Genomic DNA, 26940 nt, shown 5'->3' with positions numbered 1-26940 from the left:
TAATGTGTTTGCCTTTTGTGTTATAATGTTCTTGCATCTCTTGGTATCCTTTTTTTGTAGTTACTAAAAGTATATCCTATGAGATGCTTTTTTTGTACTACTGGCTAACTTAATTATATAATTTACTAATATATTAAAGATAAATGATAATTTGAGTATTCTTAATTAACGTGTTATAATGTAAGGTGGTAAATTTTTTATAAGGGTCGAATTAATTTATGGATATTAAAAAAATTATAAAAAATATTAAAATAAAAAAAATATATGGTAAAATTCCTGAAGCACTTGCTGGAATTACTAGCAATTCAAAACAGGTTAAAAAGAATTTTTGTTTTGTTGCCCAAGTTGGTTATAGTGTTGATGGTCATGATTATATCAAATCGGCAGTAGATAGTGGTGCAAGTTTGATAGTAGCCAGCAAGGATACAAATTATAATTTTAATAATTCTTGCGTCCTAGTAGTAAAGGAAAAAGAAGTAAATAAAATTGCCAGTAAATTGGCGGCTTACCTAAATGACAGCTATAAAAAAATTTCTACCGTAGCAGTAACGGGTACTAATGGTAAGACAAGTATTACCTCATTAATTCATAATATTTTAATACTGCTAGGAGAAAGTAGTTCTTATCTAGGAACGAATGGATTTTGTAAAAATGATGATAAACCTATCTATCTAGGAAATACGACACCAGATGTTGTCAGCCTGCACAATAAAATTGGTGAAGTTAAAAGGGAAAATATCAAACATTTTTCTTTTGAAGCCTCATCACATGCCATGGTTTTAGGAAGAATTTATAATGTTGATGTCGATATAGCAATTTTTACTAACCTAACACACGAGCATTTAGATTTTCATGGCGATATGCAGACCTATGCTTATGACAAGGCCTTACTATTTTCAACCCTAGGAAATAATTTATTAGAGAGCAAGTACGGAGTTCTTAATAAAGATGATAAATACTATGAGATAATGTCTAAGTGTCTTTATCAAGAAGAAATTACATATTCGATAGAAGATAAAAGTGCAGATTTTTATGCCTATAATATTAAAACGGCTACTATAAATAATAAATTAGCAACTAGTTTTACTTTGAAAAGTCCAGAGGGTAATTTTGAAGCGACAATACCATTTATCGGTAATTTTATGGTAAGTAATATCTTGGCTGCCCTAATAGCAGTATGGTTAAAAGGATTTTCTTTGGAAAAAATTATAAAACTTTTACCCAACTTGTCAGCCTTATACGGACGTATGGAAATTTTAGGAGAAGGCTTGCCAATAGATATAATAAGTGATTTTGCCCACACACCAGACGGCTATGAAAAATTATTAGAGGCTACTAAGGAGATGAGAAAGGGCAGAAGAACTCTGCTTTTAACTGGTATGGGTGGCGGAAGAGATTTGTCAAAAGGGGCTTATATAGGTAAGATAATATCGCAAGCAGATTGTGTGATTATCACAACAGACAGTCCAAGAGATGAAGATGTAGAAGTTTTGATGTCATCCATAGAAGAAGGAATGCAACACAAAAATTACGAAAAAATATGGTTTAGAACAGAAGCAGTAAAAAGAATAGTAGAATTATCACAAGAGGGTGATGTAATAATTTTGGCATCAAAGGGTAGAGAGGACTACGAAATTTTAAAAAACGGCAAAAAAGTTTGGCACTCTGACCCTGTAATATGTTTAGAAGAGGCAAATAAGAAATATAAGAATGAAAGGTAGAAAGTAGAAGTGACCACAATACAAGAACAAGTAACAAAGAGAAGAACTTTCGCAATAATTTCTCACCCTGACGCTGGGAAAACTACCCTAACTGAAAAATTATTATTATTCGGTGGAGCTATTAGAGAAGCTGGAACAGTCAAGGGAAAGAAAACAGGAAAATTTGCTAAAAGTGATTGGATGGATATAGAAAAACAACGTGGAATTTCTGTAACATCATCTGTTATGCAATTTGATTATGACGGAAAAATAATAAATATTTTAGATACGCCAGGACACGAAGATTTTTCTGAAGATACCTATAGAACTTTGATGGCAGTAGATAGTGCAGTCATGGTAATTGACGGAGCTAAGGGGATAGAGGCACAAACTCTAAAACTTTTTAAAGTTTGTAAGATGAGGGGTATACCCATATTTACTTTTATCAACAAGTTGGATAGGGAAATAAAAGACCCCTTAGAATTATTAGAAGAAATTGAAGAAAAATTAGAAATAGAAACTTATCCTATGAACTTACCAGTAGGAATGGGACAAAACTTTTTTGGTATCATGGATAGAAAAAATCATTATATAGAACCCTTTAAAGAGGGAGAAAATTTTGTTGATCTAGATAGTGAATATAATATTTTTGATAATAATCCTTTGGCAAATGACACTATGTATACAAAATGTGTCGAAGATATGATATTAATTACACAAGCAGGTGTAGAGTATGACTATGATAAGCAGTTAAGAGGGGAACAAACTCCAGTATTTTTTGGTTCTGCCCTGTCGTCATTTGGAGTGGAAAGTTTTTTAAATTATTATGTTGATACGGCACCGACACCAAAAGAAAGAAATACCGTAGAGGGTAGCAAGGTTCAGCCACTAGATAAAGAATTTTCAGGATTTATTTTTAAAATTCAAGCCAATATGGACCCGAAACACAGGGATAGGATAGCCTTTTTAAGAGTGTGTTCAGGAGTTTTTAATCGAGGAATGGACGTTAATCTTACGAGAACTGGCAAAAAAATAAAAATTTCACGTTCTACCAATTTTATGGCTGATGATAAAGCTACCATAGATACAGCCTATCCAGGAGATATTATCGGTCTTTATGATAGTGGTAATTATCAGATAGGCGATACACTTTACCAAAATAAAAAAGTTGAATTTGAAAAGTTGCCGTCGTTTACGCCAGAAATTTTTGTTAAGGTTTCTGCAAAAAATGTCTTGAAGCAAAAACATTTCCACAAGGGAGTGGAGCAACTGGTTCAAGAGGGGGCTATTCAATATTATAAAACCTTACACACCAACCAAATAATTTTAGGTGCAGTTGGGCAATTACAGTTTGAAGTTTTTGAACATAGAATGCGAAATGAATATAATACCGAAGTTATTATGGAACATATCGGGCAAAAGACGACACGCTGGATAGAAAATGAAGATATGATAAAAGAAAGTATGTCATCATCAAGAAGTGTGCTGGTAAAAGACTTGCAAGATAAGTATGTATTCCTTTTTGAAAATGAATTTGCTATGCGTTGGTTTAGTGATAAATATCCTGAGATAAAGTTGTATAGCTTATTATAGTAATAGGGGTTTAATATGAAAAAATCATTAAATATAAATTTTGCTTATTATAAAAATCCAAAATACAAAACTATTATAAACTATATTTTCTTTGGAGTTTGTACCACTCTAGTTAATTTAGTAGCCTACTACATATTGACTAGGTCAGGAATGGAAAGGGCAGTAGCAAATTTTATTTCGATAGCACTATCCATACTCTTTGCTTATGTAGTTAATGCAAGATATGTATTTAATTCTAAGGCTTACGGCTTTAAAAAAATATTTTATGAATTATCAAAATTTTTCACATCAAGACTATTTACTATGGCTGTGGAAATATTAGGTGTGGAATTGTTAGTCTGGATAGGATTTCAAGATTTTATTGGTAAAATAATTACTCAATTTATTGTAATAGTGGTAAATTACTTAATCAGTAAATTTATAGTTTTTATAAAGAGCTAGAAGATAAGATATGAAATTTTTTATAACCTATGTTGATATTAGTTAGTTGATACAAATGTATAGAATAACACCATTTAAATAAGGTGAAAAAAGTGATAAGAGTTCACTACCTATGTTAGTAATGAGATTATTAATGTAGATATAAACCTAGAGATTACATAGATTTAATGTATCGTTAAATAGTTTAAGTTTTTGTTAAAATATTTAGAAAATTTAATTCCAAATATAATTGTTAAATAATAATATTAAGTTCAATAATAATACTATATTAACAAAAAATACTATATGATATTATTTATATATCAGGAGTCATAGAGTGAAAGTAATAAAAATAAGTTGATTTAGAAAATATGATTCCCCAAAAATGATTAGAAATATTAGAAATAAATATAAAAGAAGGATTTAATATATTCATATAAGTGAGAATATATTACTTTTTTTGTTTGAAAATCCAATATATAAACATTTTACGTTATTTTGTTGTATAATGTTTGTAAAGGATGTAAAGGAGTTATAAAAATGAACAAGTTTCAACGACATCAGGAAATTACTAAATTAGTAAATAAAAAAGGAACAGTAAGGATTTCAGAAATTATGGGAACATTTGGTGTTACAGATATGACCGTCCGAAGAGATTTTATTGAACTTGAAGAACAAGGTGTATTAAAAAAAATACATGGTGGAGCAAGATCGAATTCAGCCTTCCAATATAAAGAAGTATCGTACAGAGAAAAGCATACTAAAAATCCTGAAGAAAAATTAAAAATAGCTAAATTAGCGGCGAATTTAATAGAAGAGGAAGATACAATTTTTTTAGGTCCAAGTACTACTGTAGAAATCTTAGCTGAAGAAATTCAAAATACTAATTTAACAGTAGTTACTAATTGCCTACCAGTATTTAATATTCTATCTAAGAAAAAATCTGTAACATTTAAGGTGTTTTTATTAGGTGGAGAAATGCGTCAAATTTCAGAATCATTTGTAGGAGAAATTACAAATACTAGTTTAGAAAATATGCATTTTAGTAAAATGTTCTTCAGTGCTAATGGAATATTTGAGAATGATGTTATGACTTCGTCGCTGGAAGAAGGCTATACTCAAAAATTGGCAATTTATAATTCTTTGGAACAATATTTATTATTAGATAGCACAAAAATTGGCAAGAAAGATTTTACTACATTCTGTAAATTGGCTGACTTGACGGCTGTAGTAACAGATTCAGAAGATGCAGATATAATTAATCAAATTTCAAAATATATTGAAGTAATATCGTTAGAACAATAATATGAATAAAAAATAATGGGAATTTACTTAAGGTGAATTATTATAAAATTTAGTATATGTATTTCCAATTCTTAAGAATATCAACATAATTAAAATTAGCTAGTTTAATTTTTCAAAAATGAAAACAATATAATGAAAACGCATGACAGTAGTGATTGGGACTGTCATTTTTTGTTTTTATAAACAATTATAAACAAAAAAATAACAAAATATCCAAAAAAAGTGTTGACAAATGTGTTTTTTTTTGTAAAAATGAAAGTGTAGAAAGAGAAGCAACAAAAACAAACATTCTACTAAATAAAATAAAAACAAGAGGAGGAAATTTAAATGACAGTTGTATTAGGTTCTGATAAAGCAGGAGTGGAATTAAAGAATGTACTAAAGGCTTACTTGCTAGATTTAGGACATGAAGTACTAGATGTTGAAAAAGAAGATGCAGATTTTGTTGATGTAACATTAGCAGTGGCTAAAGAAGTTGTTGCAAATGAAAAAAACTTAGGGATTGTAGTTGATGCTTATGGAGCTGGTCCATTTATGGTAGCGACAAAACTTAAAGGAATGGTAGCAGCAGAAGTTTCAGATGAAAGATCAGCTTACATGACAAGAGTACACAACAATTCAAGAATAATTACAATCGGTTCTGAAATTGTTGGTCCAGGAATTGCAAAAAACATCGCCAAAGGATTTGTAGAAGCAGATTACGACGGTGGACGTCACCAAATTCGTGTAGATATGCTTAACAAAATGTGCTAATTGAATTATTTATAGGAAGAAAGTATAAAGAGGAGATACAAAAATGAAAATAGCTATCGGATGTGATCACATTGTTACAAATGAAAAAATTGCAGTTGTAGACTTTTTAAAAACACAAGGATATGAAGTACTAGATTTCGGAACTTACGATAACGTAAGAACTCACTACCCAATCTTCGGTAAAAAAGTAGGAGAATCAGTAGCGAGAGGACAAGCAGACTTAGGAATTTGTATTTGTGGTACAGGAGTTGGAATTAACAACGCTGTAAACAAAGTTCCAGGAATACGTTCAGCTTTAGTAAGAGACATGACTTCAGCATTATATGCTAAAGAAGAATTGAACGCTAATGTAATCGGATTTGGAGGGAAAATCACAGGAGGCTTACTAATGAACGACATCATTGAAGCATTTATCAAAGCAGAATACAAACCAACAGAAGAAAACAAAAAACTTATCGAAAAAATTACTAAAGTAGAAACAATTAATAAATATCAAACAGATGAAGGATTCTTTACAGAATTATTAGAAAAATGGGCTCGCGGAGAGTATCATGACTAATAAGAAAATACTTACAATAACAATGAATCCCTCAGTTGATATAGCTTACCAATTAGATAAATTTAATTTAGATACAGTAAACAGTGTAGCTGAAGTAAATAAAACAGTAGGAGGCAAAGGATTAAATGTTACTAGAGTTTTATCTCAGTTAGGTGATAATGTTAAGGCAAGCGGTCTATTAGGTGGAAAAATTGGGGAATTTATAGAAGAGGAATTAAATAAAAATAAAGTAGGGAATGATTTCTATAAAATATCAGGAGATACTCGTAACTGTATAGCAGTTTTACACGGGGGAAATCAAACTGAAATTTTGGAACCAGGGCCTAAGATAAGTGAAGAAGAAGCTCAAAACTTTTTAACACATTATGAAAAATTAGTAAAAGAAGCAGATTTAGTTGTTATATCAGGAAGTTTACCGAAGGGTGTATCTAAAGATTACTATGTAAAAATGGTAGAAATTTCTACTGAGAATAATAAGGAGACAATTCTTGATTGTTCAGGAGAATTTTTAGTATCTACATTAAAAGCGAAAAAGAAACCTTATGTAATTAAACCAAATATTGATGAATTATCAGCAATATTTGATGTAAAAGTTACATATGATATTGAAGACCTAAAAGGTTTATTATCAGATCAGTTATTTGTAGGTGTGGAATGGATTATCGTTTCACTGGGTTCTAATGGAGCCTTTGCCAAACATGGTGATAAATTCTACAAAGTAAACATTCCAAAAATTGGGGTTGTAAATCCAGTAGGTTCTGGAGATTCTACAGTAGCAGGTATAGCATCAGCATTAATACATGAAGTAAGCGATGAAGATTTACTGAAAAAAGCTAACATATTAGGAATGCTAAATGCACAAGAAAAACAAACTGGATTTATAAATTTAAAGAACTATCAAGAATTATTTGACAAAATAGAAGTTAAAGAGGTATAAAAGCATGGCATTAACAGAACAAAAATTAAAATATATGGAAAAATTAAGTGATGAAAACGGAATAATATCAGCATTAGCTTTTGACCAACGTGGTGCATTAAAAAAAATAATGGCTAAACACCAAACAGAAGAGATATCAGTTGCACAAATGGAAGAATTAAAAGTTTTAGTAACAGAAGAATTAACTCCATATGCATCATCAATGTTATTAGACCCAGAATATGGACTAGCAGCAACTAAGAGATTGGACAATAATACAGGTTTACTATTAGCATATGAAAAAACTGGATATGATACAAGCAACACTAAGAGATTGCCTGACTGTTTAGAAGATTGGTCAGTACTACGCCTTAAAGAAAAAGGAGCAGATGCAATTAAATTCTTATTATACTATGATGTTGATAGTGATGAAGAAACAAAGGTTAAAAAACAAGTATATATTGAAAGGATTGGTTCTGAATGCAAAGCAGAAGATATTCCATTCTACTTAGAAATTTTATCTTACGATGAGAAATTATCAGATGCAACAAGTGCAGAATACGCTAAATTAAAACCTCGTAAAGTTATCGAAGCAATGAAAGTATTCTCAGATGACAGATTTGGTGTTGATGTATTAAAAGTAGAAGTGCCTGTAAATATGAACTTTGTTGAAGGATATGCAGATGGAGAAGTTCTACATACTAAAGAAGAAGCAGCGACATTTTTTAAAGAGCAAGAGGAAGCAACTCGCTTACCGTACATTTTCTTGAGTGCAGGAGTTTCAGCAAAATTATTCCAAGAAACATTATTATTTGCTAAAGAAGCAGAATCTAAATTTAACGGTGTTTTATGTGGACGTGCTACTTGGGCAGGAAGTGTTAAAGAATATATTGAACAAGGTGAAGGTGCTGCACGTGAGTGGTTACGTACAACTGGATTCAAAAACATCGATGACTTAAACAAAGTCTTAAAAGAAACAGCAACACCATGGAAAGAAAGATTAAAATAAATCAATCAATAGATTTAGAGAGGAGAAAATACTATGAACAAAGAAGAAATTACATTATTAGGATTTGAAATTGTAGCTTATGCAGGAGATGCACGCTCTAAATTATTAGAATCATTAAAAGTAGCTCAAGAAGGTAACTTTGATAAGGCTGAACAATTAGTAGTTTTAGCTCAAGAAAACATTGTATTAGCTCACAATGCACAGACATCTCTAATTCAAAAAGAAGCAGTAGGAGAAGATTTAGCATATAGTGTTACTATGATGCATGGGCAAGACCACCTAATGACAACAATTCTATTAAAAGATACAATCAAACACTTTATTGAATTGTATAGAAGGGTAGGCAAATAATGAATGGATTAATTTTACAAATAGAAAAAATGAAACCTTTCTTTGAAAAGGTATCGAGAAATATTTATCTACGAGCAATCCGTGATGGATTTATTGCCAGCATGCCGGTAATATTATTCTCTAGTATTTTCTTACTGATTGCTTATGTACCTAACATTTTTGGATTTAAATGGGATGAAGCTACTGAAGCATTAATTATGAAACCATACGGATACACAATGGGAGTAGTTGCATTACTAGTAGCTGGGACTACTGCTAAATCTTTAACAGATTCAATAAATCTTAGTTTACCACCAACAAACCAGATAAACTTTATATCTACAATGTTGGCAGCTATTACTGGTTTCTTATTACTAGCAGCTGATCAATTAGAAAAAGGATTCGCAAATGGATTTTTAGGAACTAAAGGTTTACTAACAACATTCTTATCAGCATTCATCGTAGTAAATATTTACAAAGTGTGTGTAAAAAATGATGTAACAATCCGTATGCCAGAGGAAGTTCCACCAAACATTTCTCAAGTATTCAAAGACTTAATTCCATTCACATTATCAATTATTATATTATATGGAATTGATATCTTATCAAGATCAACAGTAGGGACAGGATCTGCAGAAGTAGTTGGAACTTTATTAGCTCCATTATTCCACGCTGCTGATGGATATGTAGGAATTACAATTATTTTCGGAGCATTTGCATTATTCTGGTTCGTGGGAATTCACGGACCATCAATCGTAGAACCGGCAATCGCAGCTATTACATATGCAAATATCGAAACAAATTTTCAATTATTAGAAGCAGGAGAACAAGCAGATAAAATTTTAACACCTGGTACTCAAATGTTCATCGTAACAATGGGAGGAACAGGAGCTACATTAGTAGTGCCATTTATCTTTATGTGGTTATCTAAATCTAAACGTAATAAAGCAATCGGCCGTGCATCAGTTGTTCCAACATTCTTCGGAGTTAACGAACCAATCTTATTTGGAGCACCGCTTGTATTGAACCCAGTATTCTTTGTGCCATTCGTATTTGCACCAATCGCAAATGTATGGATTTTCAAATTTTTTGTTGATGTACTTGGAATGAACTCATTCTTCATAAACTTACCATGGACAACACCAGGTTCCCTTGGAATTGTAATGGGAACAGGCTTTGGATTATGGTCATTCGTTCTAGGATTAACATTAATAGTGGTAGACGTGTTAATTTACTACCCATTCTTCAAAGTATATGACAAACAAATTCTTGAAGATGAATTATCTGGAAAATCTTCTCAAACTACTTTTTTAGCTAACTTCAACACAGCTAAAGATGATGCATTGTTAGAAAAAGCAGAGAAAAAAAATCAAGAAATAAAAACTTTAACGGAACAAATAAATGTTCTTGTACTATGTGCAGGTGGAGGAACAAGTGGTCTTTTAGCTAACGCTTTAACAAAAGCGTCTAAAGAATTTGGAGAGCCAATTACTGCAACAGCAGGTTCTTACGGAGCTCACCGTGAAATTCTTCCACAATATCAATTAGTTATCTTAGCTCCTCAAGTATCTTCTAACTATGAAGATATGAAAGCAGAAACTGATAAACTAGGGATCAAACTAGTTAAAACAGAAGGATTTCAATACATCGGATTAACTCGTGATGGGAAAGGATCATTAGAATTCGTAAAAGAGCAAGTAAATAGTTAATAAATTTTGATAATGGAAATAGTAATATTTAATAAAATTAATAGCATTATTTCCGTATTTTAGAGATAAGAGGTATAGGAAAATGACAAAGACATTACCAAAATATTTTATATTTGGTGGAGCAACAGCAGCATATCAAGCTGAAGGTGCTACAAAAACTGATGGAAAAGGAGCTGTTGCATGGGATAAATATCTAGTAGATAATTATTGGTATACGGCAGAACCAGCTAGCGATTTCTATAATAGATATACAGTAGACTTAAAATTAGCAAAAGAATACGGACTTAATGGAATTCGTATTTCTATAGCTTGGTCACGTATTTTTCCAACAGGGTATGGGGAAGTCAATCAAAAAGGTGTGGAATACTACCACAAATTATTCGATGAATGTCACAAACATGGTGTAGAAGCATTTGTAACATTACACCACTTTGATACTCCAGAAACTTTACACTCTAATGGAGATTTCTTAAATAGAGAAAATATTGAACACTTTGTAGCGTATGCAGAGTATTGTTTTGAAGAATTTAAAGAAGTTAAATACTGGACTACATTTAATGAAATCGGACCTATCGGCGACGGACAATACCTAGTAGGGAAATTCCCACCTGGTATTCAATATGATTTAGCTAAACTATTCCAATCGCACCACAATATGATGGTTTCACATGCTAAGGTAGTAAAAATTTATAAAGATAAAGGATATGAAGGAGAAATCGGTGTAGTTCATGCACTTCCAACTAAATATCCACTTAATCCAAAAAATTCTGCAGATGTAAGAGCAGCTGAATTAGAAGATATTATTCACAACAAATTTATTTTAGACGCTACATACTTGGGAAAATACTCAGAAGCAACACTTGCAGGAGTTAAAGAAATTCTAAATTCTAACGGTGGAGAATTAGACCTAAGAGATGAAGATTTTAAAGTTTTAGAAGCAACAAAAGATTTAAATGATTTTTTAGGAATAAATTACTATATGAGTGATTGGATGGAAGCATTTGATGGAGAAAATGAAATAATTCATAACGGGAAAGGCGAAAAAGGGTCTTCTAAATATCAAATAAAAGGTGTAGGTAAAAGGGTTGCTCCTGACTATGTAAAAAAAACTGATTGGGACTGGATTATTTATCCCCAAGGTTTATATGATCAAATCATGAGAGTTAAAAACGATTATCCAAACTACAAGAAAATTTATATCACAGAAAATGGATTAGGCTATAAAGATGAATTTTTAGATGGAACAGTTTACGATGACGTAAGAATTGACTACGTGAAAAAACACCTTGAAGTTATCTCAGATTCAATTAAGGATGGAGCAGATGTAAGAGGCTACTTCATTTGGTCATTAATGGATGTATTCTCATGGTCAAATGGATATGAAAAACGTTACGGTTTATTCTATGTAGACTTTGAAACACAAGAAAGATATCCGAAAAAATCTGCTCACTGGTACAAGAAAGTTTCAGAAACACAAGTTATTGAATAGTATCAAAGAAATTTCTTAATAAATTTTATACATAAATATATTAGTCCTTTACTGCCACTTTACTTTATTTTAGGAGGAAATGAAAATGGTTATTAAGTTAAAAATGATAAATTAACAGTAAAATTTTCAGCACTAGGGGAAGCTTTAACATCAATAAAAGATAAAGGTGGTGTTGAGTAACTTTTGCAAGGTAATCCAGAATATTGACATTAACTATTTTCCATATGAGGTAGTGTAAGAGGAGATGAAATTTTACTATAAGGAAAAAATAGAAAAATATAAAGACCTGGCTTAGTAAGAAAAGAAAATTTTACTTATAATAAAATAGAAGATAAAGTATTCTCATTTAGTTACAAATTAACAGAAAAAACATTGAGAAAACATTCATATGATTTTGAATAAACAATTGTATTAGAAGAACGGAGTGGATTATCTACATTATTAGAAGAATCAGATAATTTAGTACAAAAAAGACAGGTTACATTTATTGAAACTAGAAAAACAAGTGTAAAATCATTTGATATAACAGTTTTATAGAAGATGAAATAAGAGTTTAATAAGGTTAAAGATAATATTTCAAAAAGGGCATTTTTAGCATATGAAAAGATATATGAAATAACATTTAAATAAAAAACAGATATTCCAAATGTGCAACAAGAAAAACTTTATGAACTAGGTAAATGATATATTAATGAAAGAGATGAATAGATTAGCCATTCGCATATTGCTTTAGATGACTATAAAATTAAATTTTTCACCGTAATAAATATATATAAAGAAAATGTAGAATTCAGGAAGACAATTTACCATTTTCTTGATAATTTTAATTTAATATATGGCTAAGATATGTTATAATAGGCATTCATAGCACTTTACTAGAAAAAAGACTTTTTATAAGTCTTTTTTTAATTTTTAGACATTCATACTAATTTATATCCGCAACTAAATAAGAAGTGGACATTTTTTAATAATTAAATTTAGTTTGTGGAATTTTTAAAAATATGATAAATTATAAAAATATAGTAAATATCTTATTTCTGAGGTTTAAGATTTGGATAGTGGTAATAGAATAAAAAATGAGATTGAAAAACAATCTTACTTTATAAGAATTAGGTAACAAAACAAATATAAGTCATCAAAATATTCATAAGTATGCATAAGGAATAATTTCAAATATACCAAAAGAAAAAATTGAAATTATAGTAAAAGTAATAAAAACAAGCCCGAGTTATCTTTATGGATGCCTTATTTTACAAAAGCAAAGAAACAATAAGCTATAAAAAGCCAGTGCCTATACCTGGGAGAGTATCGATATCACTAGAAACTAAAGGAGATCCCGAAAGTTTTTATCTTGATGGAATATAATATTACACAATATAAAATAACAAGGAACATGACGGATATTTACAGCGAAGATTGCAAAAGATATTATTTTACAAAAAGAGATATTATAAAAGGGACAGGATATGGTTTTATTATGAATCTAGTAGTAAACTGGATTAAAAGAAACAAGAGAAAGACTAGTAAGAAATATCTTAAATGATATATTAGTAATGAAGTATATTACATTTGAGCTAAGGCTTCCAGTAGATATTCCAGTTTAGATCTCGGAGGTGTTATTGTATTTAGCAAGAAAAACGCAAATGATAATAAACCATCTTGCATAACTAATTTTAATTTAAAGATAAAAGGAGATATGGAAACTTCTGAGGCTGGCACTAACTAAGTACTCTAAACAAAGCAAAATCTAAGAATGATAAAAATATTACAGGACTATTTAATAAAATAGAACTAGGTAAAGTAGTTACAAAGAAATTTATAAATACAAGTGACTACCTTATGAAATACAAAAGACAACTAGTATCAATTATAGAATTTCCCTCAAAATAAAAAACATATGTGATAACCATTATGAAGATAGTACGGAAAGAATAAGACTCGGCTAAATAAAAATAAAAAATTAGAAAGGAAAAGAGAGTGAAAGGACAAGCTAGAATAATACTAAGAGATATAAAGACAGGAGTAGAGGAAGAATATATATGAGATAATTTAGTAACTAAAGCAGTAGAAGATTTATTCTCTACCAATATTAGCGGAATGCTTTATAAGGCAAGAGTAAACTTCTTTAATTCAAATTTTCCTTTAGGTAAAAAAGCTATTGTAGAAATATTAATCTTTGAAGATAAATTAGAAGAAAATGTAGATAAGTCACCTTTTTATTTTTATAATTTTAAGTGTGGTATTAGAGTATGGACTATATGGGGTTAGTCCAATATAATGTGTTTTATTTGAATAGAATATATTATAACAATTATTCTGTTTGAATTTTTTCTGGCATAATAGTATGTTTATCAGCAACTCCTACTTTTTTAAGTAAGTTATAAGTTAGTCCTATATTTATTAGGTCTTTTTTGATGTTTTTTATTAATATTTCTCCTGTATCTTTTAGTACTATACTTGTAAATTCTCCTTTTTAAAGTCTATCTCGACATTACTAATGGTCGTTAGTTTTTCTGTTAATGTTTTAATAGCTCTTTCTATTGTTGATACCACTAGAAATTTATCATTTTTATATACATATCCCATGTAAGATCTTTCGCCTAGACAAAGAATTAAATCTAGTGAAGATATCGTTCCCTTACCTTGATAATTTGTAAAGTTTCAAATAAATTTATATCCATTATATATTTTTTCTGATTCTACTTGATTAAGACTTCCTCTTTTTGTACTCGCACTATCACTTGAATCGTTTTAGGAAAATGCTACTATATTATTATTTGAAGGGGCATAGTACCTGTCTTTCAAAGAAGAAGTATTGGATTTCATGGATATAAAGTTTAGAGTCTCAGGATTAACATTAAAACGAAATATCTCAAATTATGAGCTTATCAGCATTCAGCATTAAGGGATAATTATATATATTTATTAGAATCACAAAACAAAGGATTTATAAGATTAATTTAGAAAATAAGGTAGATGTTAAATATATAGAATATCCAATATAAATAGGTTATATAGATATGATAAATGATTGAATTTATCATAAATACAAAAGATGGAGTCATCTTTAAAAGGAAAATAAAATATATAGAAAACCGCTCAAAGATATTTATCTATGCTCCATATATTTATTATTTTTATGCAGATGATAGATCATCTATAAATAAGAGAATATCAATTATAACTTCTTATCTATCAACAATAAATAATCTAGCTAGTCCAATAATAAAAACAGTAAAGAAAATTATGAAAATAATATACATAATAAGGTAGGAAGCATGAAATCACTAGTAATATTTCATCAATTAAATTTTTCATTTTTAGGAGTCTTAACAGCAAATATTATAGGAGATTATGATCGCTTCTTAAAAATATTAATTATATTCATAATAATATACTACTAAACAGGACTAATGGCTACATTAGTAGAGAGAAAAAAGAATCTCAAAAAATGTTTCAAAAATTTTTGATAAAATTAAAGCAAATAGTGTAGAAGAAGACTATAAATTACTAAAGTATAAATATAACGATTATAGATTTTTATGATTAAATAAAGAAAATAAAAAGGGGATACAGGAAATATTAGACACTATAGAAATATGTAAGTAATATAAAATGTCATATTTACTAGAATATATCTTGTTTTTTAGGCAATGTTAGTGAGAGTTTTAAAGAAAAATAAGAAGTGAAACTATATTATAAAAAAAGCATTATTATATTTAAAAGGAGAAAATAATAATAAATTAGCTATACAAATAAAGCAATACATAAAAGAGAATTTTTCATAGAGAAAGCTTCTCTTTTTTATTTTATATAACTCAAACAAAAACGTCATATTATAAAATGATAATTAATAGCTAGAGAATTGAAAATTATAAAAGAATAAATAGAAAAACACAAAAACATATTAAAAAATATTGACAACGAAATTTTGAGGATGTATAATTCATAAAAAAGATAGGGAGGAAATATTTATGAAAAATAAAGTATTAAAAATAATAACAATAAATTTAATTTTTTCAACATTATTAGTAATTGGATATACACAAGGGAGTTTTGGTGTAAATCCAGGATAGATAAATATTACTATCTAAGAATTTCAAATATAGAAAATGTAGATATGTTTAAATTAAATACCAATAAAATATTGTTACTTAATCTAATTATATCGGTATTAATATATTTATTAACGATAGATTACAGTGTAGCATTATCATTTATATTAGTGTAAATTATATAATTACATTTTTATTTATCTGGAAAATAAAAAAGATGAATATAATAAATTCGTTTAAAAACGTAGTTTTATTATAGATACAAAAAGTATACTATAACTAATAGGGGAGACTATTATGACTAAATTAATTGTAACAGAAGAACATGCAACAAAAGAGTTAAGAAAATTTTTCACTTTATTAAAAGTAGAAGGTGTGGATTTAAAAATGCCTAATACATACATGGATGAAGTTTGGCACCATATGTTAGAAGATGATAAAGAATATAAAGAATTTTGCTTAGAAACTGCAGGAGCTTATATAGAACATGTACCAAATAAAGCTAAATTTCCAGAAGAATTAGCTTGGGTAAAATTATATGAAAATAAATTTGGTAAATTAGATATATCATGGTTTGTAACAGGAGAGGGTAACTTCCAAGAAAAAGAATATGAAGAATATATAAAAACGGGAGTATTAAAAATGTCTTGGGATTGCTCAGCAATTATAGAAGATATGTAGGGAAATACTATGAATGAAAAATTTTTAAAGTATATAGAAAAAATAGATATGATTTGTCCATATCTAAAATCATCAATAGATAAAAATTTGTTGAATTGCACAGAGGTTGTTTTAAGTTCAGAGAATACTGATGAAAAATTATCTAAATACATATTCTATAAATCATTGATTTTAACAGAAAAATTTAGAAAAGCAAGACATAATTTATCTGAGAGAGATATGATATTCTATACAAAAAATATAATTTTTGATGTGGACGATTTATCATATAGACAGTGGGAAAAGATAATATCTTGGTCACATTACACGTTAAAAGAGTTATTTTCATCTGAGCAGATTATGTTTGGGAAATTTTGGAAAGGGGAGGAAATTGTCAGCAAGATCACTAATAAAATGCTACCAATTCCAGAAATTACGTTTATTTCGATAAGAACAGCTGTAAAAAGCAGGGATCCTAGATTATTGAGTAAAATCAAAGAATTTGCAAAAATAATAAAAGAAAGTAATTTCAAAAATAAAGTTGAATATCCATCTTATATTTTAAAAAATTATAAATTGTTAGAATTTGAAGACTTATGTGAAAGTGGGTACTACGAATCATTAAAAAGAAAATTAACAGATAAGCTACTTAAAAAGTAGCTTATCTTAATTGTCATAATATGGAGGATTTATATGAAACAGTATTTTAAAATATTACGGTTAGATCAAAGCTTAACTCTAATATTCTCATTGATTAAAACGATATTGCTTCTGACTGCAGTAGGCTATATTCAGAAGATTTTCGATTCTATGATAAATAAAGATTTTAGTAGTGGAATTTATAATTTAAAGATACTTGCAGTAATAACTACTGTTTATTTCGTATTTATTTTTATAGGTCAATACTTACTTAGGAAATTATTCTTTCTGGGTAATTTTACTTTTATGAAATTTTTATATTCGCAAATTTTGAAGAAAGATTATTCCGATATGAAAGATGAATCATCAGGGCAAGTTCTATCTAAAATTACCAATGACAGTAAAAGAATATCTGACTGGTATTCACAAGGGGTTGTACTTATGGTTATGCAGGCACTGGTATTTATAGTGACTGTTACTTATATGCTTGTGTACAATATTTATGTAACATTTGCTATGTTAGTATTAACTTTTTTGTGTTTCCTTGTTGTTCAAAATGTTAGTAAAAAAATGTCAGATGTTGTAAAGGAAGATCAAGCCTTAGTTGCCAGATCTAATCAATACATTTTAGAATCACTAAATTCATTATTAGATGTAAAACAATTAAGGAAAGAATCTTATTTTATAAAAGGATTTAATTCTCTAATTGAAGAAAGAATAGATAAAAACAAAGCTGTTGCTAAGTATTTTTCTTTATATGTTGGCACATCAACGATAATAGCCTTTGTCTTGCCCATAATTTCAATTATTATTTCATCTTATTTTATAATTAATGACCAAATGACAGTAGGGTCAGCAGTAGCCTTGTACACATACTCAAGAATGTTAGACGAACCAGTGCGTTCAATTTCTATCCAAATAGGAATTTATGAAACTAGTAAAAAGATGGAAGAAAACTTTGTTGATTTGGTTTCTTATAAAACAAAAGAAAAAGAGAAATTAGAAGCTTTTGAAAAATTAAGTCTTGATATTAATTATTTTAAACATAATGAAGGATCTGTTAAGATTTTGGAAAATCTAAAAATAGAAGTAAACAGAGGCGACTTTGTTCTTCTTAAAGGAGCTAGTGGTGTAGGTAAATCTAGTCTTGTTGATATAATAATGAATAATGTAAAAACAAGTGATGAAACATTTGCAGGAAAACTAAGATGGAATGATAGTGAACTTGTTTTAAAGGATACTTATTCAAGAATTTTAAAAACAAGCCAATCTCCACTGATATTTGAAAAATCTCTAAGAGAAAATATTCTATTGGGTGATGATAATTTAGAAAGGAGACTTACAGAAGTACTTTATGTGGTTGGACTAACAGAACTAGTAGAAGAAAAAGGTCTTAATTATGAATTAACTAAAAATGGGGATAACTTATCAGGCGGACAAAAACAAAGATTATCTCTAGCAAGGATCTTAATCAGGAGACCAGAGTTTTTAGTATTAGATGAACCTACTAGTGCTTTAAATGATAGTTTATCAAAAGAAATTGCCCAAAATATAAGTGACTACTGCACTAGATATCAAATGACAACGTTAGTAGTTTCTCATTCAAGTGATTTTGATGAATTTGCAACTAAAGAGATACACTTATGATATGAGATAATAATTCGGAAATTAAAATAAACTTATTGTATAGGAAGAAATAATCTTTAAAAAGATTTTAGTTTAAGATTTTATAACAAGTATATTATATCAAGTATTGAGTGCATATTTACTGGCATGCTGTAGTAATTTGTTATAGTAGAATTGTAATTACGATAATTGGTGCAAGTAAGTTAATTATGTGGGATATTTTTATCGACTTTAGTTGCTGGGATCTTAGACAAATTTAATAAGTTATATTTTATAAAATTGTTAATTACTGCACGAATTTATTAATAGTAGGTATAATTTTATTATAAGGTAAATTTGAATTTACAGTAATGATAAGTATAGTTATGTTTTTATCTGCTATTATAGGGAACTTACATGTACCAACCTTAGGAATCTATAATTTCTATTTTATATAAAAAAATGAAAAATTATATAAAAATAATTCTCTAGCAATAACGTTTAGTCAAATATAAAGTATAGTGGTAATTTTTATATATGTAATATATATTACATTTTTAGATTTTAAACAAACCCTGCTTGCCTTACTATTTATAAGTATATTATTTTTGACATCTATTGTGAATTTAAAAATGAATGTAGTTACTTATACAAGTTCTAATTCTTCTATACAAAATATTAAAGAAGGAATTTCATATATTTTTAAAAAAATTATAGTAAGAAGTATAGTTACCATTGGTCTATTAACAAACTTCTGTTTTTGGAGTATATTTTTATTATTACCTAAAATTTCAGTAGATTCATTTTCATTTTTTAAAGGGAGTCACAGTTTCTTAGAATTAGCATTTTCTGTATTTGAAATAATATACTGTAGTATATTTTATAAATATTTAGTTGTTGTAACTAATAAGTTTAAAATTTTTAATATTACCTTAATTTTACAAAGTTCAGCTTTATTTATCATAGGTTTAATGTTATTACTAGAAAATGTATATTTATCTTATCTAATAATAGTAGTATTATGGACAGTATATGTTAGATAAATAGACTGGTGTCTATCTCATATTTTAGTACTGTTCAAAAGAATATTCCTGAAAAAATTATGGCTATTGTTATTTGTGTAATCTTAAGTATATTTTTTAGTTAATCCTATAGTAGCAGTATTAAGAGGATATATTGTGAATTATGCAGTAATTTCTACAATAGTTATACTATTTTCATGTATAATATTAATCACAGATAGCGATAATAACTTTTAAGGTTAAAGGAGTAAAAGGGAAATTCTATCTTAAAATAAAATTATATTATTATATTTTTTATAAAAAATTTCTAAAAATACTACTTAAGCCATAAGACTTTGTCCTTTATCTATTAGGAGAATAGATAAAAGAATAATAATAAGATTAAGAGAAAAAGGTTTAATTTACAAAAAATATCAGAAAAACTAGATCTATAAATAAACACAGTAAAATCATATTGTAGAAGAAATAAAGAAAATATAGAAAAATAAAAAAATGAATATTTAGAGTGTAGAACAAGGAAAAGGGAGGATAAGAAGATTCTGTTTAGACAAATGTAGAAATAAATGGTAATAAAAATCTGAATATAGTAGAAAAAAAGCATATTATCAATTTAAATGTATAAACTGCAAAAATGAATTTGAAGCTTACGGGAATAAACATAGAAAATATTTTAATGCATTACACTTTTTAGTCTATTTATTATTGTATGGATATTGTTCGTTTTTTAAAAATTTAGCAAATTAAAATATTATATTTCTTTTATTGAAACTAAAATCAATATTAAAAATTATGAGAATTAAAATCGGTTAAAGTATATTATTATATAAAAATTTCGAGCGGTATTTAATCTATTGCTCGAAATTTTTATATAATTGTAATGTTACTTTGATTTTTATTAGGGTTCTATTATTTTAATAACAATACAATAGATACTATAATAATTATAATTTAATAATCCATTGAAACTCTAGGTCTACTTCCTCCACCTTTAGCAAAAACAAATCCGTAATCTTTTTCTAAGTTTTCTGAATTTATTAATTGTAGTTCCAATTCATCTAATTCTTCTAGGATTTCTTGAATTTCTATATTGTCAATATCTAAATTAAAAGTATTCTCATTCATTAAATATCACCTCCTTTTAGAACCCTGTTTTACTATGAGCCTGTACTTTGATATCTTTTTAATCCAAAATTCCATATTGTTTTGTATACTAGTAGGACTAGCAGAAGACCAATAAACATTAATAGTAAGCTTTCTAAATCAAAAATATTTGTATAATTTATTAAATTTATCACTGGAAAATATCCTACAAATGAGAAAGGAATAATCACTAATACTACTTTTATAAAAAATGGATAGATATTAATAGGGTAATTTGACAACTCATATAACTGCCATAAAATTGATTTTATCCCATCATTTGTTATTGAAAAGAAACTAAATGATACTAAGGCGAGATATATTGCTTCTCTTACTAAGACTGCAGATATTGTAAATAAAATAAACTTTATTAAAAATATGAAAGTTATATTAATATCTAAATTGTATAATGCAAAAACAATAATAATTATCCCTGTTATTAACTCAAATAAAGCTTCTTCATCTAATTGAAAAATAATAAATTGGTAAAGGATATTAAGAGGTCGTAATAAAAACAAATCTAACTCTCCTGTTTGTATCAAATAAGGAACTTCTAATGTTGTAACAAAGAAAAATTCCCATAAGGCTGCTGTCAAAGTTAAAAAACCATACATAAATAATATTTGATATAAAGAAAATCCACCAATTATATCTGTATAATTTAGAGTAATAAGTAATATAAATAAGGTAGTAAAACTATCAAGTAAGTATCCTAAATTCCCTACTAAAAAATCTAGCTTATAACTTAGTATTCTTTTTGTATCCATTTTTAGAAATTCTAAATATAAATATAAGTGCTTCTTCATTTTAACCTCCCATTATATCTAATTTTTTAAACACATAATATGATAATTTTTTATAAATTATCCATAATATAATAATCCAAAAAATTTGCATAATAAACATAAATAATATTTTGCTATAATTATTATCATATACAATCATAGAAACAGGAGTATACATTATGGAATAAAATGGTGTAAATTCTGATATTTTTAATAACAATTTTGGATATAAGTCTATAGGTAATAGTCCTCCACCAAAAACAATAAGTAGGGCATTTACTAACTCAGAAATACCATTTATTTTTATAAATACTGTTGATAAAAGGGCAATAATATAGCCTAATAAAAATGCAATAAGATAACTTAGTAAATACATTAAAAGAAAAAGTATCAATCTTTCAAAAGAAAAAATTTTAAAAATTATATTGTAAAAAAACACCACATAGATAACTAAAATAGGTAATACTTGAAATTTTAATTTATAAAAAAAGTTACCAAAAACAATAAAAAATATTATGATTATCAATCCATCAGGTCTGTTTAAATAATTAATAATATTACCTTTTAAAATTTTTTCAGATACAAAATTTGTAGCTGATTTTATAGGTAATAATATTTGTAAAATAATAGCTAGCAAAACATAAGTTATTATTTCATCAACATCTATAGAATTATATTTTTTTACATAAGTCCATACACTATATTGTATTAATATCATAGTTAAAGACGCTATTATTTGCATTATTGTATTAAACTTATATTGACGTAAAGTTTTATATTGATATAAAGAATATCCAAAAAATCTATTCATAGCTCTCACCTAGCTTGTCTTTGACAAGTAATACCTCTTGAAGATTTAACTTTAATACCTCTGTTTGTGTAACTATACTTTCATTTGGTATTAGTTTTAATAAATCTATTACATTAAATTTGCTTTCATCAAAAACAAATTCTTTTGAATCAATATTTGTACGCAGTAAAAATATACCTTCTTTTTTTAAATCATATAGATTTTCTCCGTACATTTTTATTTTTTTATATTTATTAAAAATATCTTTGAAGCTTTTAACTGCTCCATCATAAGTTATTTGCCCATCACTTATTAAAATCATTCTTTTACAAGTTTTTTCTATATCTGAAATTTCGTGAGTTGTTAATATTATAGTAGTATTGTATTGTTTATTTATTTTTAAAATGAGTTCAATAATTATTCTCTTTGTTTCTATATCTAAACCTATGGTAGGTTCATCTAAAAAAACTAATTTTGGTTTGTGTATTATGCTGGCTATAAATTCTCCACGCATTCTTTGCCCTAAGGAAAGTTGTCTAACTGGCTGATATAAGTATTCGGTTACATTTAATTCTTTTATCAAATAATTTAGCCATTCTTCATCTTCTAAATCATAAATTTTTGATAGGTATTTAAAGGAATCTATCAGGGGTAAATCCCACCACAAATGAGATTTTTGCCCAAAGAGTACCCCAATATTTTTAGCATTACTTTGTCTATTGACAAAAGGGTCTTTACCTAAAACTTTTATACTTCCTTTTGTAGCAGTGAGTATACCTAATAATAATTTTATAGTTGTAGATTTACCTGCACCATTGTTTCCTATATATCCTACAATTTCTCCTTCCGATATTTTGAAAGTTATATTTTTTAAAGCATTTTTAATTTTCTTTTCAGTTTTTAAAAAACTAACTCTGTTTTTAATTATATAGTCTTTACTAAGACTATCAACACTTACTATTTCCTTCATAATTTGCCTCATATTTGTAATATTTTTTTGTCGATAATTAAGTATTCTTTATATTTTTTATAAAGATGAAAATTTCTAAAATTTGAAATAGTATAACTACCAAATCCAGGAAAAATAATTATATCTCCTTTATTTTTTGTTTCAAGTGAAAAATTTCCAAAACAATCCCCATAATACATAGTATTACCCATAACTTCATATTTTTCTTTCTTTATTTTAGGATTCAATATTATAGGTTTTTCTATTCCCCAAGGTGATGAAACCCATATAGATGAATCAACAAAAAGTATATTTTTATTATTAACAATTTTTTTATTAACTACAGACGTGAGTAAAAATCCACAGTATTTCAATAGAGCATCTCCAGGTTCAAAAATTAATTTAATTTTTTTAAATACCGGATCACTATTCAAATTAATTAAAATTTTTAAAAACTTACTCCTATTTTTATATAATGTTAATAAATCTCCACCCATATTTATTTCTTTTATTGTAGGATACTTTTCTATTAAATTTTTAGATATTTTAATTCTATTTAGAAATTCTTCTACATTAAAATTATTAGAGTGATAATGTATTCGTATGATTTTTTTATTTTTTTCTTAATATATTCAAAATCATGTTTATTGCTTATAGGTATGCCATAATTTTCATACTTAGAGTTATCTAAACTTATTCTAATTCCAATATTTTCATTATTAATGTAGTTTATTTGTTCTATGTTATCTATATCAATTATATTGTTTTTTGAAATTTCTCTAATATCATTTATACTTAAACAAGGAGACGTTATTGATATTTTATCAAAATTTAATTTTCTTACTAAACTATATTCTTCATAACTTGCAACATCACCCCTAAATCAAGTTTTTTTAAAATTTTTAATATTTCTATGTTATTATTAGCTTTTACAGCGAAATATAAATCTGATCTATAGAATAAAGATAAATCTTTTTTAAAATTTTCTATAGTTTTAATTAAAAAATTGTAATCATAACAAACACAAGGAGTTTTTAAATCTTTAATTATATCAAAGAAATTACGATCAAAAGTTGGCAAAATAAATTTACTAAGTTGCATAAATTTCTTCTTACTACATATTATTTATTAATTCTATAATTTTTTCTAAATTTTTATTACAGTAGCCTACAGCTATTTTTAAAAAGCATTTCCTGTTGTTAATGTCATATATAATTTTTTCAATCCTAGTTTTGTGAAATCCAAAACTAGAACCATAATCAATTAAGTAATCTTCTTGTGCTGGGTTATCAATAATTATTTTTATTAATTTATCATATTCACTCTCAATATCTATATTTAATTGAATTAAAATAAAAGGTGATTTTGAATGTTTAAAAATAGTGTTTTTTAAGACAGGGTGGACTATTTTTTTGAATTTTATGTTATTAATACGTTTCGCGACATAACTATTGTTTTCGTGAATTTTTTTTATATATTTTTCCAAATAAATACTATGGAATAAAAAGTTGTTAGTAAATATTCTTAATGATGATAAATTTAAATTTGTACCATATAGCATTCTATTTTCAACAACTGTATTGGTATATTTTTCAAATTCATTTTTAATTTTTTCATCTCGGAAATTACTGATTAAAATAGCCATTCCAGAACTTGTTAATTCTAACCCAAATTGATATAACTTAAGTAGAGATTGAACAATGATACAAAAGATATTTTCTTTATTCAATATCTTTTTTATTTTATCAATATCTATATTGAAATGGCTAATTAATGTTATATCAATAATAATAATTTTTATTTTTTTATTATTAGAATAGTCATTAAATAATTTTATAATATGATAAATATCAAAAATATTCATGTTTAAAGAATAAGTAACTGGTTCAATAAATAAAATATCTATATCATTAGAAATTATTTCATTTACTAAGTCTAATTCATTGTTCGCAGACTTATATATTACAGGAAAGGTTAATTTTTTTAAAAATTTATCTGTTTCAAAATATCCTATAGTACTTAATATAGTTATTTTAGTTTTATTATATCCCTCTATGTATGTTGTTATTAAAGTTGTTATTGCAGACATACCTGAATTAAATAAAAGTATTTTATCTTTATTATCAATTAATGAATTATATTTTTCCTCAATATTATTATATTTAATATTTCTTTCGTATACAAAAGAATCTCCTAAAATTTTATTTTGATAATAAGTGCTTTGTGAGGTGTATTTTGGAGATTTATATTTGAAATACAAATCTAAAAATAGGCTATCTTTAATCAATTCTTCTCTAAAATCTAAAAAAGAATTAATTTTATTTTTTCTTACATTCGAGTTATGTACTAAATTCTTTAGTTCCAATATATCACCTCAATACTTTAATTAAATCCAATATTATTTTGCATATATTTAAACTATCCATTCTATTTTTATCATTTAATTCTACAATATCTAAAGCAATAATTTTTATATTATATTCCATAAATTTATCAATAATATAATTAATTTCTCTATATGTGAACCCTCCTGGGATTGGCGTTCCAGTTGATGTTATAAATTCTGTAGATAGGCAATCTACATCAAAGGTTAAATAGTATCCTATGTTCTTATCCATAGATTTTAAAATTTTATCTATATTTAATAAAACATCTTTTGTATTAAAACTACGAATCTTATTATGCTTATATATTTTAGAGTACTCATCTATTCCAAATTGATATAAAAATTTAATTTCTTTATTTCCTATAATCCAATTTAAAAAATTACCGTGGTGTAGATATTCTCTCCAATTTTGATTTGAATTTAATTCTGTTTGAAAATCTTGATGAGCATCAAAATGAATAATTCCAAATTCTTTTTTAGAATTTATAACACCTTTAATTGTAGAATACGAAATAGAATGATCTCCTCCTAAAATTATGGGTATTTTATTAGATGAAATTAAATACTCAACAATATTAGATGCAAAATCAAACTCTTTACCATTACTCTTATAAATTCTTCTATTTATATCCCCAATATCATAAGCTTCTAATGGTAATGATACAAAATTATTATTAAAATAATCATACAAAGAACTACTATATTCTCTTAATAATACTGGGGCATTTCTTGAACCAGCATAATTTGAAGAACCTAAATCATAAGGAAATCCAAAAAATACTATCGCCTTATTGTTTATATTAATATCTTGTATATTTATCTTTCTGCTATTAAACATACTTATATTAGTATTAATAACAGTTTCTTGCTTAAAATTAATATTTTTTTCTAATTGATAAAATATTATTTATTTTGTCTTGTATTAACATATTGTTTTTAGAGTAATGTAACATCACTTTGTATAATTTATAACTTATTTCTATTTTCATATTAGAATTAATGAAGAAAATGTAATATAAATCAGATTTTTTATTTTTAAATATAACAAAATTATTGTTCGTATAATCACCTCTTTTTTATAATTAATATGGTATTAATGAGTATATGTATTAAATTATTATTCTTT

General features: G+C 26.8%; 26 protein-coding genes. 17 read left to right on the top strand and 9 right to left on the bottom strand.

Annotation, left to right across the window (positions count from 1 at the left end; translation table 11 throughout):
- The first annotated feature begins 218 nt into the window (after nt 1-218).
- The 13 genes from KMP12_RS05575 to KMP12_RS05520 all read left to right on the top strand — a co-directional run bounded on the left by KMP12_RS05575 (nt 219) and on the right by KMP12_RS05520 (nt 14051).
- Nucleotides 219-1721, top strand: a complete 1503-nt coding sequence (locus KMP12_RS05575; protein ID WP_215756752.1) for a UDP-N-acetylmuramoyl-L-alanyl-D-glutamate--2,6-diaminopimelate ligase — start codon at nt 219-221, stop codon at nt 1719-1721.
- 18 nt (nt 1722-1739) lie between these two features.
- Nucleotides 1740-3293: a peptide chain release factor 3 gene (locus tag KMP12_RS05570; protein WP_371741364.1), complete on the top strand. Its 1554-nt coding sequence runs from the start codon at nt 1740-1742 to the stop codon at nt 3291-3293.
- A gap of 15 nt (nt 3294-3308) precedes the next feature.
- Complete coding sequence (locus tag KMP12_RS05565; RefSeq protein WP_215756750.1) at nt 3309-3734, top strand: GtrA family protein; 426 nt, start codon at nt 3309-3311, stop codon at nt 3732-3734.
- A gap of 519 nt (nt 3735-4253) precedes the next feature.
- Complete coding sequence (locus KMP12_RS05560) at nt 4254-5018, top strand: DeoR/GlpR family DNA-binding transcription regulator (RefSeq protein WP_215756749.1); 765 nt, start codon at nt 4254-4256, stop codon at nt 5016-5018.
- 327 nt (nt 5019-5345) lie between these two features.
- On the top strand, nt 5346-5771 hold the full coding sequence (gene lacA / locus KMP12_RS05555) for a galactose-6-phosphate isomerase subunit LacA (protein ID WP_215756748.1): 426 nt from the start codon (nt 5346-5348) through the stop codon (nt 5769-5771).
- Between the two features lie 43 nt (nt 5772-5814).
- Nucleotides 5815-6330: a galactose-6-phosphate isomerase subunit LacB gene (gene lacB / locus KMP12_RS05550; protein WP_215756747.1), complete on the top strand. Its 516-nt coding sequence runs from the start codon at nt 5815-5817 to the stop codon at nt 6328-6330.
- Entirely contained in the window at nt 6323-7267 is a 945-nt protein-coding gene (locus tag KMP12_RS05545) for a tagatose-6-phosphate kinase (protein ID WP_215756746.1), read from the top strand. Before lacB ends, KMP12_RS05545 begins: the two co-directional genes overlap by 8 nt.
- Nucleotides 7268-7271: 4 nt before the next feature.
- The gene (lacD, locus tag KMP12_RS05540) at nt 7272-8255 is read left to right on the top strand and encodes a tagatose-bisphosphate aldolase (RefSeq protein WP_215756745.1); all 984 of its coding nucleotides are present in this window, start codon (nt 7272-7274) and stop codon (nt 8253-8255) included.
- 33 nt (nt 8256-8288) lie between these two features.
- Complete coding sequence (locus tag KMP12_RS05535; RefSeq protein ID WP_215756744.1) at nt 8289-8606, top strand: PTS lactose/cellobiose transporter subunit IIA; 318 nt, start codon at nt 8289-8291, stop codon at nt 8604-8606.
- Nucleotides 8606-10294 (top strand): lactose-specific PTS transporter subunit EIIC, encoded by a 1689-nt coding sequence (locus KMP12_RS05530; RefSeq protein WP_215756743.1) that lies wholly within the window; start codon nt 8606-8608, stop codon nt 10292-10294. The genes KMP12_RS05535 and KMP12_RS05530 overlap by 1 nt, the downstream gene beginning before the upstream one ends.
- Nucleotides 10295-10376: 82 nt before the next feature.
- A complete protein-coding gene (gene lacG, locus KMP12_RS05525) occupies nt 10377-11783 on the top strand; it encodes a 6-phospho-beta-galactosidase (protein WP_215756742.1) in 1407 nt (468 codons plus the stop codon).
- A gap of 1236 nt (nt 11784-13019) precedes the next feature.
- A complete protein-coding gene (locus KMP12_RS07725) occupies nt 13020-13148 on the top strand; it encodes a major tail protein (protein WP_256442628.1) in 129 nt (42 codons plus the stop codon).
- Between the two features lie 732 nt (nt 13149-13880).
- Nucleotides 13881-14051 carry a hypothetical protein gene (locus KMP12_RS05520; RefSeq protein WP_215756741.1) on the top strand — a complete coding sequence of 57 codons (171 nt, stop codon included), beginning with the start codon at nt 13881-13883 and terminating at the stop codon, nt 14049-14051.
- A gap of 183 nt (nt 14052-14234) precedes the next feature.
- On the opposite strand, the gene KMP12_RS07720 is transcribed toward KMP12_RS05520, so the two are convergent.
- Nucleotides 14235-14369, bottom strand: coding sequence for a hypothetical protein (locus tag KMP12_RS07720; RefSeq protein WP_256442627.1), 135 nt, complete (start codon nt 14367-14369; stop codon nt 14235-14237).
- Nucleotides 14370-16135: 1766 nt separating this feature from the next.
- Between KMP12_RS07720 and KMP12_RS05515 the strand changes: the two genes are divergently transcribed.
- The 4 genes from KMP12_RS05515 (at nt 16136) to KMP12_RS05500 (ending at nt 19785) form a co-directional block, all read left to right on the top strand.
- Nucleotides 16136-16519 (top strand): glycine-rich domain-containing protein, encoded by a 384-nt coding sequence (locus tag KMP12_RS05515; protein WP_215756740.1) that lies wholly within the window; start codon nt 16136-16138, stop codon nt 16517-16519.
- A 9-nt stretch (nt 16520-16528) separates the two neighbouring features.
- Nucleotides 16529-17158 carry a DUF6875 domain-containing protein gene (locus tag KMP12_RS05510; protein WP_215756739.1) on the top strand — a complete coding sequence of 210 codons (630 nt, stop codon included), beginning with the start codon at nt 16529-16531 and terminating at the stop codon, nt 17156-17158.
- Between the two features lie 33 nt (nt 17159-17191).
- Entirely contained in the window at nt 17192-18784 is a 1593-nt protein-coding gene (locus KMP12_RS05505) for an ABC transporter transmembrane domain-containing protein (protein ID WP_215756738.1), read from the top strand.
- A gap of 479 nt (nt 18785-19263) precedes the next feature.
- Complete coding sequence (locus KMP12_RS05500) at nt 19264-19785, top strand: hypothetical protein (protein ID WP_215756737.1); 522 nt, start codon at nt 19264-19266, stop codon at nt 19783-19785.
- Between the two features lie 927 nt (nt 19786-20712).
- Here the strand turns inward: KMP12_RS05500 and KMP12_RS05495 are convergent.
- The 8 genes from KMP12_RS05495 to KMP12_RS05460 all read right to left on the bottom strand — a co-directional run bounded on the left by KMP12_RS05495 (nt 20713) and on the right by KMP12_RS05460 (nt 26652).
- Nucleotides 20713-20886: a hypothetical protein gene (locus KMP12_RS05495; RefSeq protein WP_215756736.1), complete on the bottom strand. Its 174-nt coding sequence runs from the start codon at nt 20884-20886 to the stop codon at nt 20713-20715.
- 32 nt (nt 20887-20918) lie between these two features.
- Nucleotides 20919-21710: an ABC transporter permease gene (locus tag KMP12_RS05490; protein ID WP_215756735.1), complete on the bottom strand. Its 792-nt coding sequence runs from the start codon at nt 21708-21710 to the stop codon at nt 20919-20921.
- A 1-nt stretch (nt 21711) separates the two neighbouring features.
- Nucleotides 21712-22500 (bottom strand): hypothetical protein, encoded by a 789-nt coding sequence (locus tag KMP12_RS05485; RefSeq protein ID WP_215756734.1) that lies wholly within the window; start codon nt 22498-22500, stop codon nt 21712-21714.
- Nucleotides 22493-23449 carry an ABC transporter ATP-binding protein gene (locus KMP12_RS05480; protein ID WP_215756733.1) on the bottom strand — a complete coding sequence of 319 codons (957 nt, stop codon included), beginning with the start codon at nt 23447-23449 and terminating at the stop codon, nt 22493-22495. The genes KMP12_RS05485 and KMP12_RS05480 overlap by 8 nt, the downstream gene beginning before the upstream one ends.
- 8 nt (nt 23450-23457) lie before the next feature.
- Nucleotides 23458-23925 carry a type III PLP-dependent enzyme domain-containing protein gene (locus tag KMP12_RS05475; protein ID WP_215756732.1) on the bottom strand — a complete coding sequence of 156 codons (468 nt, stop codon included), beginning with the start codon at nt 23923-23925 and terminating at the stop codon, nt 23458-23460.
- A gap of 346 nt (nt 23926-24271) precedes the next feature.
- The gene (locus KMP12_RS05470; RefSeq protein WP_215756731.1) at nt 24272-24529 is read right to left on the bottom strand and encodes a hypothetical protein; all 258 of its coding nucleotides are present in this window, start codon (nt 24527-24529) and stop codon (nt 24272-24274) included.
- 13 nt (nt 24530-24542) lie between these two features.
- Nucleotides 24543-25793, bottom strand: coding sequence for a PLP-dependent transferase (locus KMP12_RS05465; RefSeq protein ID WP_215756730.1), 1251 nt, complete (start codon nt 25791-25793; stop codon nt 24543-24545).
- A 4-nt stretch (nt 25794-25797) separates the two neighbouring features.
- Nucleotides 25798-26652: an arginase family protein gene (locus KMP12_RS05460; RefSeq protein ID WP_215756729.1), complete on the bottom strand. Its 855-nt coding sequence runs from the start codon at nt 26650-26652 to the stop codon at nt 25798-25800.
- Nucleotides 26653-26940 lie beyond the last annotated feature (288 nt).

The organism is Gemella sp. zg-1178, assembly GCF_018790995.1.
GTDB lineage: Bacteria > Bacillota > Bacilli > Staphylococcales > Gemellaceae > Gemelliphila.
Note: the sequence above shows the minus strand (reverse complement) of the source record. Positions and strands in the feature narration are given on the sequence as shown.

Coding starts and splice junctions, on each gene's coding strand:
- KMP12_RS05575 (WP_215756752.1), top strand. CDS start 219: ATGGATATTAAAAAAATTATAAAAAATATTAAAATAAAAAAAATATAT.
- KMP12_RS05545 (WP_215756746.1), top strand. CDS start 6,323: ATGACTAATAAGAAAATACTTACAATAACAATGAATCCCTCAGTTGAT.
- lacG (WP_215756742.1), top strand. CDS start 10,377: ATGACAAAGACATTACCAAAATATTTTATATTTGGTGGAGCAACAGCA.
- KMP12_RS05475 (WP_215756732.1), bottom strand. CDS start 23,925: ATGGGTGGAGATTTATTAACATTATATAAAAATAGGAGTAAGTTTTTA.
- KMP12_RS05470 (WP_215756731.1), bottom strand. CDS start 24,529: ATGCAACTTAGTAAATTTATTTTGCCAACTTTTGATCGTAATTTCTTT.
- KMP12_RS05505 (WP_215756738.1), top strand. CDS start 17,192: ATGAAACAGTATTTTAAAATATTACGGTTAGATCAAAGCTTAACTCTA.
- KMP12_RS05560 (WP_215756749.1), top strand. CDS start 4,254: ATGAACAAGTTTCAACGACATCAGGAAATTACTAAATTAGTAAATAAA.
- KMP12_RS05480 (WP_215756733.1), bottom strand. CDS start 23,449: ATGAAGGAAATAGTAAGTGTTGATAGTCTTAGTAAAGACTATATAATT.
- KMP12_RS05510 (WP_215756739.1), top strand. CDS start 16,529: ATGAATGAAAAATTTTTAAAGTATATAGAAAAAATAGATATGATTTGT.
- lacA (WP_215756748.1), top strand. CDS start 5,346: ATGACAGTTGTATTAGGTTCTGATAAAGCAGGAGTGGAATTAAAGAAT.
- KMP12_RS05460 (WP_215756729.1), bottom strand. CDS start 26,652: ATGTTTAATAGCAGAAAGATAAATATACAAGATATTAATATAAACAAT.
- KMP12_RS05520 (WP_215756741.1), top strand. CDS start 13,881: ATGCTTTATAAGGCAAGAGTAAACTTCTTTAATTCAAATTTTCCTTTA.
- KMP12_RS05530 (WP_215756743.1), top strand. CDS start 8,606: ATGAATGGATTAATTTTACAAATAGAAAAAATGAAACCTTTCTTTGAA.
- KMP12_RS05515 (WP_215756740.1), top strand. CDS start 16,136: ATGACTAAATTAATTGTAACAGAAGAACATGCAACAAAAGAGTTAAGA.
- lacB (WP_215756747.1), top strand. CDS start 5,815: ATGAAAATAGCTATCGGATGTGATCACATTGTTACAAATGAAAAAATT.
- KMP12_RS07725 (WP_256442628.1), top strand. CDS start 13,020: ATGGATGCCTTATTTTACAAAAGCAAAGAAACAATAAGCTATAAAAAG.
- KMP12_RS05495 (WP_215756736.1), bottom strand. CDS start 20,886: ATGAATGAGAATACTTTTAATTTAGATATTGACAATATAGAAATTCAA.
- KMP12_RS05490 (WP_215756735.1), bottom strand. CDS start 21,710: ATGAAGAAGCACTTATATTTATATTTAGAATTTCTAAAAATGGATACA.
- KMP12_RS05535 (WP_215756744.1), top strand. CDS start 8,289: ATGAACAAAGAAGAAATTACATTATTAGGATTTGAAATTGTAGCTTAT.
- KMP12_RS07720 (WP_256442627.1), bottom strand. CDS start 14,369: ATGGGATATGTATATAAAAATGATAAATTTCTAGTGGTATCAACAATA.
- KMP12_RS05485 (WP_215756734.1), bottom strand. CDS start 22,500: ATGAATAGATTTTTTGGATATTCTTTATATCAATATAAAACTTTACGT.
- lacD (WP_215756745.1), top strand. CDS start 7,272: ATGGCATTAACAGAACAAAAATTAAAATATATGGAAAAATTAAGTGAT.
- KMP12_RS05565 (WP_215756750.1), top strand. CDS start 3,309: ATGAAAAAATCATTAAATATAAATTTTGCTTATTATAAAAATCCAAAA.